Consider the following 15,201-nt stretch of genomic DNA (forward strand, 5'->3'; position numbering starts at 1 on the left):
TATGCCTATTCATAAAGTCATCTGGCAGGAAGGCATGTTGTTGCGCCCACAGCACTTGCAGCACAACGACCGTTATTACCACCAGCAACTTGACCAGACGCGCCTGCTGGGCAGTGACGCCTGGGGTTTCCTGACGTTGGACCTCAACGTGCAGTACCTGAACCTGGGCAAACTGGTGGTCAATCAGGCCAGCGGCGTCTTGCCGGACGGCAGCCTGTTTGAGTTGAGCGCAGCCATGGAACCCTTGGTATTGCAGGTGCCGCCGAATACGGAACAGCAAGGGATTTACTTGGCGCTGCCCCTGGCGACCGGCAATCAGGTCGAAGTGCGCCAACCGCAGCACAGCGATGTCCTGGCGCGTTACCTGAGCTGTGAAGTGGAAGTGGGGGATAGCAACGTGGGGGTGGATTCGCGTTGCAAGGTGCACTGCGCACGCCCCGATTTGCGTCTGCTGCTGGGCGAGCGCCAGAGCGACCAGCGCTTTGTCAAACTCAAGATTGCGCAGGTGCTCAATTCCAGCGCTGAGGGAGGCCTGAGCCTGGATACGGACTTTCTCCCGTCGTTCATTTTTGTGCAGGCGCATGGCTATGTGGCGTCGTGTCTCAAGGAAGTGATCGGCCTGCTTGCCAGCCGAGGCGACGCCATTGCGGCGCGGATCCGCGCCGGAGGCACCGGCGCTGGCGCGCAAATCGGTGACTTGTTGATGCTGCAAGTGATCAATCGCACGGAGCTGGAACTGCGTCACCGCCTGAGCCAGCCCCAGGTGCGTCCGGAAGCGGTGTTCCGCGCGTTGGTGTCGATGCTTGGCGAGTTATCAACCTTCGCCAGCGACAGCAAGCGTGCGCAACTGGAGGTGCATTACCGGCATGGCGACCAGGGCGCGAGTTTTCGTGGGCTGATGGAGCCGGTGCGAGCGGTGTTGTCGGTGGTGCTGGAGCAGCATGCTATCGAATTGACCCTGCAGCAACGCCAGTACGGCGTGCTGGTATGTCCGGTGAGCGAATTGAAGTTGCTCGGTGCGGCCACATTCATCCTGGCCGCCACGGCGCAGTGTGACGCAGAGGAACTGCGCCAGCGCCTGCCGGCTCATCTGAAGATTGGGCCGGTAGAGCGCATACGGGAGTTGGTCAACCTGCACCTTGCCGGGATCAAGGTCAAACCGCTGCCGGTGGCGCCGCGGCAGATTCCGTTTCATGCCGCCAAAACCTATTTCATGCTCGACATGAGCGCCCGCGATATCGCGCAGCTGGAGCAGTCCGGTGGTTTCGCTTTCCATGTGGGAGGTGAGTTCGTCGGGCTTGAACTCGATTTTTGGGCTATCAGGAACTGAATGCCATGGACAGCGACTACTCACAAGATGAAAAAACCGTCCTGCTCGACCGAGAGAGCCATGGGCCTGTACAGGGACCGCTGACGGATTTCCCGTCGCCGCCGCGCTACGAGCAACTTGAGGACCGCATGATCTACGCGGGCCATCTGCTTGAAGCGCAGAGTTTCGACGCGGGGCTCAACCCGGTGGTCGCCGCAGCCGGAGAGTTATTGTCGGAAATTGTGCGACTCAAAGTCAGCGCCGAGCGTGAAGACCTGGGCATGCTCAACGACCGGTTGACATTGGCGATGACTCAATTCGAAACCCGTGCCTTGCAGGGTGGTATTGAAAACAACCAGGTCATGTCCGCGCGCTATGTGTTGTGCAGTGTCCTTGATGAGGCGGTCGTCACCACCCCTTGGGGCGCGCAGAGCGACTGGTCGAAGATGAGCTTGTTGAGCCGCTTCCATAACGAGACCTTCGGGGGCGAGAAGGTTTTCCAGCTGCTGGAGCGACTGTCCCGTGATCCGCTCAAGCACCTGGCCATGCTCGAGCTGATGTACCTGTGCCTGTCCTTGGGTTTCGAAGGGAAATACCGGGTCATGGAGCGAGGTGTGTTGCAAGTCGAAGCCGTTCGCGATGCCTTATATCGGCAGATCAGGCATGTGCGTGGGGATGCGCCGACAGGGCCCGTATTACCGACTCCCCTTGGACAGTCGAGGCGCAGACGGTTGTGTGTGATCCCGACAGCCTGGTGGGTGGCCTCCACGTTGGCCTGTCTGCTGGCGATGTATACGGGGTTCGCCTGGCTGCTGAGCCAGGAGCGTACTGATGCGTTGCGACCCCTTCAATTCCTGGCGTCGGACCTGATCCCCACGCCCTTGTAAACGCTGGAGCAATCAATGAGCGCATTTTTCAAGGGCGTTGGCGCCGTGCTGGGTCGGGTTTGGGTCTGGAGCCTTCTGTTGGTGCTTTGCAGCGCTGTATCGGTGTGGCGTTTCGGGCCGCTGCTGGCGGTGGCTGACCATCGCTTCTGGCAAGGACCGACTGCCCGCCTGGCCAGCATCAGCGCGTTATTCCTGCTGTGGGGGTTGGCGATGGTGGTGGTCGGCGGACGACGGGCCGGTGGGCGCGAACGACCTGAACGCCTGGCGGCCCCTCAAGCCTTGAAATGGGTGGAGGACGAGCAGAAACACCTGCGCAGTCGGTTCAAGGAAGCGCTCCAGGTGCTCAAGACTTCTCGCCGTTATGGGATGCACAACGCACGCTGGCGCCATGATCTGCCCTGGTACCTGATGATCGGCGACCAGGGCAGTGGCAAGACGCAACTGCTGGCAGCAGGCGGCTTGCAGTGGCCTCTCGATCACCTCGACACGCGGGCACAGGGCAACCACTGTGACTGGTACTTCGCCGATGCCGGCGTGTTGATCGATGCCCCTGGACGCTACCTGAGCCAACCCGACAGTGCCGTGGATGCAGCAGGGTGGGCGACGTTGCTCGACAGGCTCCGGTGGCGGCGCAGCGTGCGCCCGCTCAGTGGCGTGGTTGTGACGCTCTCGGTGGATGCGTTGCTGGCCACCACCGAGTACGACTTGGATCAGCATGCGCGGCATGTACAGTCGCGCATGCAGGACATTCAGCAGTCATTGCATGTGGACGTACCGATCTACCTGGTGCTGACTCAGGCTGACCGACTGCCGGGCTTCACCGAGTTTTTCGACGTGCCGCTCAGGGAGGCGCCCGATGATGTGCTGGGCCAACCCCTCGATGGCAGCTGCGCGACTGACGTCACGCAGGTTCGCCAAGCCGTCGAGCAATTTTTGCGGCGTTTGAACGCTGAACTGATCAGTCGCCTGCACCAGGAGCGCAATGTCGAGCGCCGCGGCTTGATGCTTGAATTCCCGCAACAGGCTGCGCGGATAGGTGAGCGTATTTGCCTGTTCATTGAGTCGGCTTTTTCGGCTCATCGCTACCAGCGCGTCAGCGGTCTGCGCGGCTTCTACCTGACCTGTGCCGGTGACCAGCAGGCTCGTTTTGTCCAGGGGCTGTTCAGCCGGGTGATCTTTGCCGAGGCCGACCTTGCAGGTTTGCAGGCTCCGGAGCAGCAGCGTATCCGGCGACGCCAGGGGCTGCTGGCAATGGCTGTGGCGCTGGTACTCGGTTGTGCCGCAGCGCTATGGATGCACAGTTATGCCGTCAACCATCAACGGCTGACGCAAATGGCGGCGCTGACAACCGCCGTCTTGCCGGTCCCGCAGGGCCATGATGATGCGTCGTCGCTATTGCAGCTATTGGATGCACGCCTGGCGGCGACCCAGGTTTTTCCTGCGTCGGCAGAGGTGCGCCTGATTGAACGCGCCGGCTTGTACCAAGGGGAACCGAGCCGCCCATGGGTCACCCAGGCTTATGATCAGGCGCTGCGACAGCACATGCTGGCATGGATAACGGCCCAGCTGGAAGAGCAGGTGCATGCCAGCCTTGGAGACCGCGAGCAGTTATTGGATCACCTGCGCGCATATCTGATGCTCAATGCACGTGAGCGTCGCGATAACAGTTGGTTGGCACAACACCTGACGAACAATTGGGCAGTACGATTTGCCGCAGACATGTCGACCCGCAAACGCCTGGGCCAACACTTGGCGCGGTTGCTTGAACGGCCATTCGTAACCCCCCTTGATGACGACCTTGTGGCCCAGGCCCGGGAAGCCCTGAGGGGGGAGTCATTGGCCGATGTGGTGTATCGGGTGCTGCGCGAGCAGGCACGCGACCTGGAGCCCTTGCGCCTGGCCGAAGGCAAGGTATTTGCTGCGCTCGACCCACCGATTCCCGGTTTCTATACCAAGCGCTATGTGCAGTTCCTTGATACTCAAGGCCCGAGGCTGGTGAATGCCATCGCCCAGGACAACTGGGTGCTGGGGGAGGCCACCGACTTGGGCTCCGAGGATTTGCGCCGGCTGATGATCCAATTGCAGCAGCGTTACTTCGGTGAATATGCCGATGCCTGGAGTGCGGCGCTCGGCCGGGTCAGGCTGCGGCAAACTGACAACCTGCGCGAAGATGCCGAACAACTCACGGCCCTGACATCGGCCCAGTCACCCCTGATCCAGCTATTGCAGCAACTGCGTGAAAACACCCGCCTGCTACCGGGTCACGAACTTTTGGATCAGGTGGCCCAGCGCTCGGCTGAGCTTGGGGTGATAGCCAAGGGGGCGCTGGTGCAGGCGGGCATTCCCGACGCCGGACGGCGAGCGTTGCAACGGCGTTTTGAACCCTTGCACCAGTTGCTGGACGAGCGGCAGGAGCCCGGTGCGGCGCTGTCCCAGGCGTTGCGGCTGCTGGATGAGCTACACCTGCAACTGACGGCATTGAACCGTGATAGCGCACCGGAGCAGGCAGCGTTCCTGAGGGTAAAGGGTCGTATGGAGGGGCAGCAGGATGTGATAGGGAACCTGCGTGATGCTGCCGTGCGCTTACCGTTGCCACTTGCGGGGTGGTTTGAAGGGGTGGCAGATGTCAGTTGGCGGCATTTGTTGGAGCAGGCTTATGTGCACGTCAACCAGCGTTACCAGAGCGAGGTTTATAGCCTGTACGCCAAGGCGATTCGCCAGCGATACCCATTCCATGCCCATGCGGCCAGCGAAGTTGCCCTTAATGACTTTCATGAGTTTTTCAAACCGAATGGGGTCATGGCACGCTTTTACGACGGGTATCTGCGGCCATTCGTCAGTGTCGACGGTGCCCGCTATCGGCTGCGTGGCCTGGATGGTCAGAGCTTGCCAGTGTCGCGCTCGCTGCTGGATCAACTGCTGAAGGCCCAGATTATTCGCCGTGGCTTCTTCACCCCGGACCAGGGTGACCTGTCGGTTCGGTTTACCTTGGCGCCCTATAGCCTGGATCAGTCAGTCAGCCGGGCGATCCTGCGGTTTGGCGACCAGCAGTTGGAGTATCGCCACGGCCCGATCGTGCCCATGGCGTTCCATTGGCCAACCGATGCAGATAATGGGCGCAGCAGCCTTGTCCTGGAGAGAGGGGTGGACCAGCGGCCACTGGGAATCGAGAAGAACGCAGGCGCGTGGTCGTTGTTCCGCTTTTTGGATCTGCTGCAAAAAGAGCCCGCAAACGGGCGAAACACCCAGATTTTCAAGGCGAACCTCGCCGGCCTGCGTGCCAATTACCTGCTGACAAGCCAGCGTACACCTGGCCCGTTTGACATCGGCACCTGGCGCGCCTTCCGACTGGCGCAGCAACTATGAGCCAGGGGCCTGGTCGGTGGCGCAGTGCCGGGCGCACCCAGCGCGGGCAGGCTCGGTTGCGCAACGAAGACGCGTTCCTGGACTGCCCGCAACATGGCTGCTGGGCAGTGGCCGACGGGATGGGCGGGCATCGACATGGAGATGTCGCCAGCCGCTGGGTGGTCAGCAGCCTTGCTTCAGTGTCGGCCCGGGGCAACCTCGATCAACGCATCGACGCGGTCCGCAAGAGCTTGCAAAGCGTCAATCAGCGCTTGAGAAGTTGCCGCGCCGGGCCTGACACAAGCGCTGATACCACCATGGGCAGTACGGTGGTGGCCTTGTTGCTTGAGAACGGGCGTGCGGCCTGTCTATGGGCGGGGGATAGTCGCTGCTATCTATGGCGTGGGCAGCGCCTTTACCAGTTGTCGAGAGATCATTCGCTGCTGCAAGGCCTCATGAACGAGGGGCAAGTCAGTGCGACCCAAGCCCGGGCTTATCCTGGCGCCCGGGCCCTGACCCGGGCCATTGGTGCACACTCGCCACTGCATCTGGAGGTACTGGAACTCAGTACCCGTCCAGGCGATGTGTTTTTGCTGTGTAGTGATGGCCTCTACCAGGCGCTCAGCCATGCAGACCTGGGACGAGCGTTGCGCCTGGGCGCGCCGCAGCAGGCGGTGGAGCGGCTGTTTGCCGGGGCGTTGCGTGGGGCGGCACGGGATGACCTGACCGCCGTAGTGGTGCAGCCTTGAGCTCGACGGGCGAGCCCCCTCGGTTGCTGGGCGGGCGCTATCACCTTGAGTCCGTACTGGGCAAAGGTGGGATGGGTGTGGTGTATCGTGCGCGTGACTTGTTGCACGAACAATTAGGCGAGGCGGGTTCGCCTATGGCACTCAAGCTATTGGCCGAGCCTTTTGCCCAGTGCCCGGATGCACATGTGTTGTTGTTCAGTGAATTCGCATTGGCGCGCAGCCTGCGGCACCCGCGTGTGGTGCGGATGTTTTCGTTTGAGGTCGATACCCAGAGCCAGATCGCGTTTTTCACCATGGAGTGGCTGCAAGGCGTGACCCTGGACCGGCTGCTCCTGGAGTGTCCCGACGGCTTGCCCTGGCGGGAGCTGCAACCCATGGCCCTGCAGTTGCTGGATGCCCTGGCCTACACCCATCAACAGAATGTGCTGCACGGCGACGTTAAGCCGGCCAATGTCATGGTGGGACAGGAGGGGGTGTGCTTGTTCGATTTTGGCCTGGGGTACGCACAAGCGCAGGTGGCGAGCCTGTCGAGCCTGAGTCGCAGCCGGTTCAATGCCTGGACGCCCGTTTATGCAGCGCCGGAGTTGCGCGAGGGCGGTGCGTTGAGCGCTGCCGCCGACGTGTATGGCGTGGCCTGCATCATCTACGAATTGGCCCATGGCAAGCGTCTTGGCAAGCACGCGCCAATGGATAGATTGACCTGCCCGAGGCAACTGCCCAGGCGCTGCTGGTCTGCGTTGCGTGTGGCGCTGGCAACAGACCCGCAACAGCGAACCATCACGGTCGCCGAATTAGGCACGGTGATGGGTTGCAAACAGTCGCGTTGGTATCTGTAGGGCGAGGGTCAAACCATCAAGTCATGCAACTGGCAGTATTCGACCCAGTCCATGCCGGCCATCTGTGCGACTTCTTTATGCACCTCGCGGCGTTGCGCCTCGAAGGCTTCGCTGGACTCGGCCGTCAGCTTGAGCGTCAGCTCCCAGGCGAACAGATGCTGTTGTTCAGCTTGTGCTTCGAACGCTGCGTGCAGGCGTTCGGCGCGATATTGCGCCAGGGTCTCGCCCCTGGCCTGAGCCGCCAGCGGATTGAGGTTGTCCAGCTCACTGGCGATGTGCGGGTGTTCGCGCAGGAATCTGTCCAGTGCAAGCTGGTAGGTATCACTGGGTGTTGACAACGCTATGCACCTTAATTGGAGGGCCGGGTCTCGGCATCGGACGTATGGCTGCTGACCTGGCGCCGAACACGTTTGCGCGCCCTGCGCTGCATCCAGTTCTGCAACGGCGCGAGCAGAAAGAACGTCAGGTAGGCGACCAGCACCAATGCCAAGTCTACCCAGGTCTCGGCAACGGGTCCGGTAAACAATTCGATGACGTTTTTGATCACGAACAGCAGTACCACGCTGCACAACCACAGCAGGATGGTGACAAATAAGGGACGCATGGTGCTTGGTCGCTTGTCTTGCATAGTAAGGCTCCTTTGTGCCTGTTGTCGTTCCAGGCTAGATTCCCTGAGCGCGCCCGCTGTTACGCAGGTTGTAACATCCTTTGACACGCAGAAAGGCGCGGATGATACCGACTCAGACAGCCTTAGGGGATGACTCAAGTCAGAAAGTTCGATAATTCATTGGAGAATTCGTGTAGTAACCCAGCAGATAGTGCCGAAAAAGCCTGAGAACCGTGGGCAAAAGGCTTTCACTCCCACCATCAGGACGTGTAGCGTTAGCGAGGGTCTCCGGCCCTGGTTTCCAGCGGCAGTAAGGTGACGGGCAGAGGATGGCTCATGGCACAAACGCTGTTCAGACTTTTCCTTACCCAGCGCCTGGCAGTCTTGGCCAGCGCCGAATCGTTGCGTGCGATTCGTGAAGGACTGCTATGGATCCTGCCTTGCCTGCTGGTATCCGCTGGTTTCCTGATCCTTTCCGAATGCGCCCGGGTGCTGGGGTTCAGCCCGCAGGTGGTAGCGTTCCTGGCAGGGCTGCACAACCAGATCAGTTCGGTGATTCCCCTGCTGGTCGCGGCCTCCATCGGTTACATGTTGGCGATCCAGCACCGCCTTCCACAGTTGCCGGTCGCATTCCTGTGCCTCGCCCATGTGGTGGTTGCCACCTTTGTGCTGCGCGAATACCCCAGGGCTTCGGCCACTTTCTTGCTGTTTATAGCTATCGCCTCACCCTTGGTCAATGTGCCCGCCATCGCCTGGCTGCACCGCTTTCGTTGGACGCGACTGGTCAACGAAGACCTGGTCGGGCATAACCTCAAGGGCACCATCAATATGGTACTCCCCGGTGCGATCACGGCGGTGTCGTTGGTGGTGCTGCTGTCGTTGCTGCTGCTGATCCCTTGTGTGGCGCAATTGCAGGGGCCCCAGGTGCTCGATGCATTGCAAGCGCCCTACGGCAGCGGACTCTTTGTAACGCTGATGAATTCGCTGCTGTGGTTCTTCGGCATTCACGGCGTGTATGCCATGCAGCCGCTGTTCGACGTGCTGGACAAGGCCGTGGTGCTCAACGGCGCGGCGCAGGCCGCGGGGGAGCCAGTCCTGTACCTGCTCAACAGCGGCCTGCTGGGTAGTTTTGCGTTTATCGGCGGTTCCGGCGCCACATTGTGTCTGCTGCTGGCGATCCTGCTGTTTTCCAGGAGCCAGTCCATGCGGTTGCTGGCTATTGCCAGTTTGCCGCTGTCGTTATTCAACGTCAGCGAGGTGCTGTTGTTCGGGTTGCCGATCATTCTCAACCCGCGTTTGTTCATCCCCTTTGTGCTGGTGCCGGCGTTCAACACGGTGGTAGCGCTGACGGCAGTGCAGTTGGGCTGGGTCTCACCGGCGGTGGCCAGCGTGCCATTTACCGCGCCGGTACTGCTCAATGCCTACCTCAGCACCCATGGTGATCTGGCGGCGGTGCTGCTGCAACTGGCGCTGCTAGGTGTGGGCACGCTGGTGTATGCGCCCTACGTGCGGGCAATCCATCGCCAAACCGCCGAGGGTGGCACGGTTTACCTGAAGTCCCTGGACATGACCTTTCGCGGTCTCGAAGAAAAAGGCCGCCTGCTGGAGTTCGACCCGGTGCTGGCCTCCCACAGGACTTCGGCGCGGCAGGCCGTTGAGTTGAGCCGCATTCAGCAAATCAGCGATTACGAGTTCTACCTTGAATTCCAACCCCAGGTATCCACCCTTACTGGCCTGTGCACCGGGTGCGAGGCGTTGATGCGTGCCCGGGACAGCCAAGGCACGGTGCATTCTCCTTGGGAGTTCCTGCAATGGCTGGCGCAGGCCAGGCTGATGCCGGATGTGGACGTGTGGGTGGCGTCCCAGGCTGTGCGCCAGTATCAGAAGTGGCAGAAGGGCGGTTTTCACTTGCCGATGACCATTAATATTTCCAGCGCCACCCTGAAGGACGCAGCCTATGGCGATCGTCTGGTGGACATTCTTGCCCAGGCCCATGGCTGGGTCTCGGTGGAGATCACTGAGGACGCACTGGTCAGCGATATCCCGGCTACGCGCCAGACCATCGAGAAATTGCAGGCCATGGGGGCCAAGGTGTACCTCGATGATTTTGGCACTGGATTTTCTGCATTGAGTTACCTGCACCAGTTTCCCGTGGACTTTATCAAGATTGACCGCAGTTTTGTGATTGCCCAGCGCGACCCCAAGGGCGCCCAGGTGCTGACCGGCATGTTGCGTTTTTGCGAGGCCTTGAAGCTGGGGGTGGTGGTGGAGGGGGTGGAAACTGCCGAGCAGTTGGGCTTTCTGAGTACGGGGCCCGAGGTGTTTATTCAGGGGTGGTATTTCAGTAAGGCACTGCCGGGGGATCAGTTGCCGGGGTTTGTGCGTGAGCGGGCGGCGTTGGCTTGATCCATATGTGAGGGGGACCTGCCTCCTCTGGGCCCTGACAGCTGACCGCTATCTAATTGACGCCCCCTGATCCAATGTGGGAGGGGGCTTGCCCCCGATGGCGGCCTGCCAGCCGACCAGAATGTTGGATCAGACCAAGTACATATCCATTGACACGTACCGAGAGCGCCAAAAGTAACCAAAAACGCTTCGCCCCACCACTTGGCACCTCGCCCAGGCTCGGTGTGCCCGTAATCCGACAGGGATTTGGGGGGCCGCCGCCACGCGCCATCCATGGCGCGGGGCGGCTAAACCGGCATCCTTGCCGGTTTACCCCCCAAATCCCTGTCGAATTCCGGCCAGCGTGGTTTAACGGGGCGCCTGAGATCAAAAGCAGATCAAGATCAAGATCAAGAGCGGCTCGCTGCGCATCGTGGTTACCATCGTGGTTACGTTCGGCTCCTACGCCGACTCATACCCGCGGCGCGTCCGCTCAATCTCTTCTATCAACCCGTCTATCCCCGCCAGGCGTGCCCGGTTGTCATGATCCCAAGGATGAAACCCCGGTTTGAAATAATGCAGCCACGGCCGCAGCATGCGCGGGAACACGCCCTTGGGCCCATACAAATACTTGACCATGCGCCACAGCCCCTTGAGCTTGCCGCCCGAGGTGCGGTCGGCAATCAACAGGCGTACGTGGAAATCCAGTACCACCAGCCAGAACATCAGGGTGGTGGTCAGCATGGTTCCGGTGCGCAGCAGATAGCGTGCAGGGCCGGGCGTGATTACGCGGTTCCAGACATCGAACGCCACGGCTTTATGTTCGGTTTCTTCCAGGGCATGCCAGTACCACATTTGCTGGTAACCCTTGAGCGAGTCGCCAAAGCGCGACGGGTCGCTCAGCAGGATTTCCGCGAGCATAGCGGTGTAATGCTCAAGGGCAATGGTCACTGCCAGGTTGAACGCTGGCGGCAGGTGCTTTTTCTGCAGGTCGAGGAAGAATTTCAGGCGCCGGTCGAGGGTGTGCGCCGGCAGCCCGGCCGCTTGCAGCAGGTCGTTGTAGACCACATGTTCGCGACTGTGCATGGCCTCTTGGCCGATAAACCCCTGGATTTCTTTTTTCAGTTCTGGATCGTCGATCTGCCCACGGTAGTGGCGCACGCTGTCCATGAAAAACAGCTCGCCCTGGGGAAACAACAGCGACAGGGCATTGAAGAAATGACTGATGACTGGTCCTTGTTCATGCCAGTCCTTGATGCGCTCGGCAGGCAAGGAAAAACGAATATCGCGACGGATCGGCAACATGGTGCGTCCTCCTGTTCAGAGACGGGACTCGTCGTTGGTTTCAAATACCGGCCTGCGTGGCTTGGGCGCCATGCGCTTGCTGGCCAGCACCACCAGCGCTTGATAGGCCGATGGCAGGCAACGGGCGAGCAGGTCGAGAAAATAGGCGTCGCGGCCGATCAGCACGCGGCGCTTGTTTTTGCGCACGCCTTGCAGGATCACCTTGGCGGCCTGGTCGGCATCGGTGATGAACAGCTTTTCAAAATCGGCGCGGGCTTGTTGCTCGCTGTGGATGAGGAACCCGGTCATATTCGCGTCGATGCGGCTGCTGCGGCAGATATCGGTGCGAATGCCGCCGGGGTGTACACAGGTGGCCGAGACGCCGCAGCGTTGCAGGTCGAGTTCCTGGCGCAGGGCTTCGGTAAAGCCGCGCACGGCAAACTTGGTGGCGTTGTAGCCGCTCATGCCGGGCTGGGCAAACAGGCCGAACACGCTGGAGGTGTTGACCACATGCCCGTCGCCGCTGGCCTTGAGGTAGGGCAGGAATGCCTTGGTGCCATGCACTACGCCCCAGAAGTTGATGCCGACGATCCATTCCAGGTCGGCGTAATCCACGCCTTCCACGGTGCTAGACAACGCCACCCCGGCATTATTGAAGACCAGGTTGACTTGGCCATGTTCGGCGGCACAACGGGCCGCCCAATCCTGCATGGCTTGGCGGTCGGAGACGTCCAGCACCTGGGTGGTGACGGTCACGGGTGCCAAGGTCGAAGCACGGACCAGTGTCAGGGTCTGCTCCAGTCCCTGGCTGTTCTTGTCTGCCAAGGCCAAGTGGCAACCTTCCCGTGCCAGGGCCAAGGCCAGTGCGCGGCCCATGCCGGAGGCCGCACCGGTGATCGCCGCGACGCGGCCGTTAAATGACTTCATGACAGACTGCCTTCTGTGGCGGAGTGGGGCGCGGGTAGCGGGCGCGGTGTGGCGGGCGTCGGCAGCGGGCTGGCGAGGTAGTCCTTGAGGGCAAAATGCCGGGTGACCTGCTTGAAGCGCCAGGTCGAGCCGGGCCACAGCGTGGTGTTCTTGCCGGTGCGTGGGTCCAGGTACCAGCTCTGGCAGCCGCCGGTGTTCCAGATGGTGCGCTTGAGCTTGTCCTGCAACTGGCGGTTGTAAGCCTGCTCCACGGCGGGCTTGACCTCTAGCGTGGCGATGCGCTGGCGCTGCATTTGTCGCAATGCATCGAAGATGTAGGTGACCTGGGCTTCGATCATCAGGATCATCGAGTTATGCCCCAGGCCGGTGTTGGGCCCCACGATCAGGAAGAGGTTGGGATAGCCCGGCACGGTGGTGCCTTTGTAGGCATGGGCGCCATCGCCCCAGGCATCCATCAGGTCGATGCCGTCGCGGCCGATGATGCAGCCGCGGGGCAAGGGGTCGCTGGCCTGGAAACCCGTGCCGAAGATCAGGCAGTCAGCGGGATGCTTGATGCCGTCGGCGGTGATCACGCCGTCGGCTTCGATGCGCAGCACGCTATCGGTGACCACCTCGACATTGCTGCGCGAGAGGGCCGGGTAGTAGTCGTTGGAGATCAGCACGCGCTTGCAGCCAATGGTGTAGTCCGGCGTCAGCTTCTTGCGCAAGGAAGGGCGTGCCACTTGTCTGCGCAGGTGACGCAGGGCGATTTTCTGCACCATCTTCATCAGCCGTGGGTGCAAGGCGAAACCCACCACACGGCCTTCGAGCGCCCAGTAGAGGGCGCCGCGCACCAGCTTTTGGGTGAACGGCAGGTGCTTGAACAGCCAGCGCTCGAGGGGTGAAATCGGCCGGTCGGGCTTGGGCATGATCCACGGTGGTGTGCGCTGGAACAGGTCCAGGTGCGCCACTTGCGGCGCGATCTGCGGCACGAACTGAATGGCGCTGGCGCCGGTGCCGATCACCGCCACGCGCTTGCCTTTCAAGGCGTAGTCGTGGTCCCAGTGCTGGGAGTGGAAGCGCTTGCCCTTGAAGCTGTCCAGGCCTGGGATGTCCGGCATCGCCGGGCGCGACAAGCCGCCCATGCCCGATACCAGCACCCGTGCACTGACCTGGCGGCCATTGCTGAAGGTCAGATGCCAGCGTTGCTGCTGCTCATCGAACACCGCGCGTTGCAGGCCCATGCTGAAACGCAGGTAGGGCGCCAGCTCGAAGCGCGTGGCGCATTGTTCCAGGTAGGCGCGGATCTCAGGCTGCGCCGCGAACTGCCGCGTCCAATCCGGGTTGGGCGCAAAGGAAAACGAATACACATGGGACTGCACGTCACAGGCGCACCCTGGGTAATGGTTATCGCGCCAAGTACCGCCGAGGGTCTCGGCCTGCTCAGCGATAAAGAAGTCGGTGAGCCCGGCTTCCTTGAGTTTGATCGCCATGCACAGGCCCGCGAACCCCGAGCCGATGATGGCGATGTCGATTGAATCACTGTAGGCATTCATAAAGGCTGCCTCATCCGTAGAACGCGCTTGGGCATCGAATCTGCTCCTGTTTTTGTTTTGTCTTTTAGATAGAACACCATTGCAAAGGAAAATTGAATTATTTATTTTAAAAAAGATTTTAAATAATCTACCTGAAAAAATCGCCTACGCTAGGTTCCGCATGTGCCATTTGTCCGACGGGCTAACACGCCATGCATTAAGTCTAGGTCCAGGGTGTGGACGATGGCTGAGGCCCTGATCAATTCCGGTCGGGTCGCCAGCCGCAGGGAAGCAGAGGACCGAGCTATGGCTGTCGAATGGGTAGTGGCTGCGGGTGTGCTGGTGGGCGCCAGCGCGGCGTTATGGGGCTTGAGTGCCTGGATGACGCGGCGCATTGAAGCGGCTGTTCCGATCAACGGGCGCTTCGTCGAGGTACAGGGCGAGCGCTTTCATTATGTCGAAGAGGGCAAGGGCCCGCCGCTGGTGATGATCCACGGGCTGATGGGCAGCAGTCGCAACCTGACGTATGCATTGTCCGGCCAACTGCGTGAACATTTTCGCGTGATCACCCTCGACCGGCCGGGTTCGGGCTATTCCACCCGGCGCCGTGGCACGGCGCCAGACCTGCCGGCCCAGGCCCGACAAATTGCCGCCTTTATCAACACGCTCGACTTGGGTAAGCCGCTGGTCCTGGGGCACTCGTTGGGCGGCGCGATTGCCTTGGCGCTGGCCCTGGACCATCCCCACGCAGTGTCCGGACTGGTGCTGGTGGCGCCCTTGACCCATCCCCAACGCATGCTGCCGCTGGTATTTCTGTCTCTGGCGATCCGTCCGGCCTGGTTGCGCCGCTGGATGGCCCACACCCTGACCATGCCCGTTGGCCTGCTGACCAAGGACGCGGTGGTCAAGGGTGTGTTCGCCCCCGATGCTGCGCCTTCGGACTTCGCCACCCGTGGCGGCGGGTTGCTGGGCATGCGCCCCGACAATTTCTACGCGGCCTCTACCGAGATCAACCGCGTCAACGATCACCTGCCGGACATGGTCAAGCGCTACCCGCAACTGACCCTGCCCATCGGGCTGATCTATGGCGCGCAAGACAAGGTGCTCGACTTCCAGAAACACGGCCAGGCCCTGGCGAGCAAGGTGCCAGGGTTGAAAATGCAGGTCGTGGAAGGCCGTGGACACATGTTGCCGATCACCGCGACGCAGCGAGTGGCGGCGCTGGTAGAGCAGGTTGCCAAGCGCGTTCGACCCGGCGAAAGCGTCACGCAGTTACATCCACCTGTGGCCCTGACGAGCAAATAAATGTGCGACCCGACTCGCGGTTCAACGGCGTTGATGCCTGCCCTAGACACCTG

12 protein-coding genes are annotated in these 15,201 nt (G+C 61.2%); 7 read left to right on the forward strand and 5 right to left on the reverse strand.

Annotation, left to right across the window (positions count from 1 at the left end):
* Position 1 precedes the first annotated feature (1 nt).
* From tssK to BLU48_RS08705, 5 genes are read left to right on the forward strand one after another with little or no spacing between them, the layout of a single operon-like run.
* A complete protein-coding gene (gene tssK / locus BLU48_RS08685) occupies positions 2-1,330 on the forward strand; it encodes a type VI secretion system baseplate subunit TssK (RefSeq protein WP_057025121.1) in 1,329 nt (442 codons plus the stop codon).
* A gap of 5 nt (positions 1,331-1,335) precedes the next feature.
* Positions 1,336-2,196, forward strand: coding sequence for a type IVB secretion system protein IcmH/DotU (gene icmH, locus BLU48_RS08690; RefSeq protein ID WP_057025122.1), 861 nt, complete (start codon positions 1,336-1,338; stop codon positions 2,194-2,196).
* A gap of 15 nt (positions 2,197-2,211) precedes the next feature.
* Positions 2,212-5,562 carry a type VI secretion system membrane subunit TssM gene (gene tssM, locus BLU48_RS08695; RefSeq protein ID WP_057025123.1) on the forward strand — a complete coding sequence of 1,117 codons (3,351 nt, stop codon included), beginning with the start codon at positions 2,212-2,214 and terminating at the stop codon, positions 5,560-5,562.
* The gene (locus BLU48_RS08700; protein WP_057025124.1) at positions 5,559-6,290 is read left to right on the forward strand and encodes a PP2C family protein-serine/threonine phosphatase; all 732 of its coding nucleotides are present in this window, start codon (positions 5,559-5,561) and stop codon (positions 6,288-6,290) included. Before tssM ends, BLU48_RS08700 begins: the two co-directional genes overlap by 4 nt.
* Positions 6,287-7,126 (forward strand): serine/threonine-protein kinase, encoded by an 840-nt coding sequence (locus BLU48_RS08705; protein ID WP_057025125.1) that lies wholly within the window; start codon positions 6,287-6,289, stop codon positions 7,124-7,126. Before BLU48_RS08700 ends, BLU48_RS08705 begins: the two co-directional genes overlap by 4 nt.
* Positions 7,127-7,134: 8 nt before the next feature.
* On the opposite strand, the gene BLU48_RS08710 is transcribed toward BLU48_RS08705, so the two are convergent.
* Together BLU48_RS08710 and BLU48_RS08715 are read right to left on the reverse strand one after the other, a co-directional pair.
* The gene (locus BLU48_RS08710; protein WP_057025126.1) at positions 7,135-7,464 is read right to left on the reverse strand and encodes a DUF6388 family protein; all 330 of its coding nucleotides are present in this window, start codon (positions 7,462-7,464) and stop codon (positions 7,135-7,137) included.
* Positions 7,465-7,475: 11 nt separating this feature from the next.
* Positions 7,476-7,754: a hypothetical protein gene (locus tag BLU48_RS08715; RefSeq protein WP_057025127.1), complete on the reverse strand. Its 279-nt coding sequence runs from the start codon at positions 7,752-7,754 to the stop codon at positions 7,476-7,478.
* 315 nt (positions 7,755-8,069) lie between these two features.
* Here BLU48_RS08715 and BLU48_RS08720 point away from each other — a divergent pair, with 315 nt between their 5' ends.
* Complete coding sequence (locus BLU48_RS08720) at positions 8,070-10,139, forward strand: EAL domain-containing protein (protein WP_057025128.1); 2,070 nt, start codon at positions 8,070-8,072, stop codon at positions 10,137-10,139.
* A gap of 441 nt (positions 10,140-10,580) precedes the next feature.
* On the opposite strand, the gene BLU48_RS08730 is transcribed toward BLU48_RS08720, so the two are convergent.
* The 3 genes from BLU48_RS08730 to BLU48_RS08740 are packed head-to-tail and all read right to left on the reverse strand — an operon-like array spanning position 10,581 to position 13,864.
* A complete protein-coding gene (locus tag BLU48_RS08730) occupies positions 10,581-11,423 on the reverse strand; it encodes a metal-dependent hydrolase (RefSeq protein ID WP_057025129.1) in 843 nt (280 codons plus the stop codon).
* Between the two features lie 15 nt (positions 11,424-11,438).
* Complete coding sequence (locus tag BLU48_RS08735; protein WP_057025130.1) at positions 11,439-12,329, reverse strand: SDR family NAD(P)-dependent oxidoreductase; 891 nt, start codon at positions 12,327-12,329, stop codon at positions 11,439-11,441.
* A complete protein-coding gene (locus BLU48_RS08740; protein WP_057025131.1) occupies positions 12,326-13,864 on the reverse strand; it encodes a flavin-containing monooxygenase in 1,539 nt (512 codons plus the stop codon). Before BLU48_RS08740 ends, BLU48_RS08735 begins: the two co-directional genes overlap by 4 nt.
* A gap of 285 nt (positions 13,865-14,149) precedes the next feature.
* Between BLU48_RS08740 and BLU48_RS08745 the strand changes: the two genes are divergently transcribed.
* A complete protein-coding gene (locus tag BLU48_RS08745; protein ID WP_057025132.1) occupies positions 14,150-15,148 on the forward strand; it encodes an alpha/beta fold hydrolase in 999 nt (332 codons plus the stop codon).
* Positions 15,149-15,201: the final 53 nt, after the last annotated feature.

The sequence above is a fragment of the Pseudomonas synxantha genome, assembly GCF_900105675.1.
Classification (GTDB): domain Bacteria; phylum Pseudomonadota; class Gammaproteobacteria; order Pseudomonadales; family Pseudomonadaceae; genus Aquipseudomonas; species Aquipseudomonas synxantha.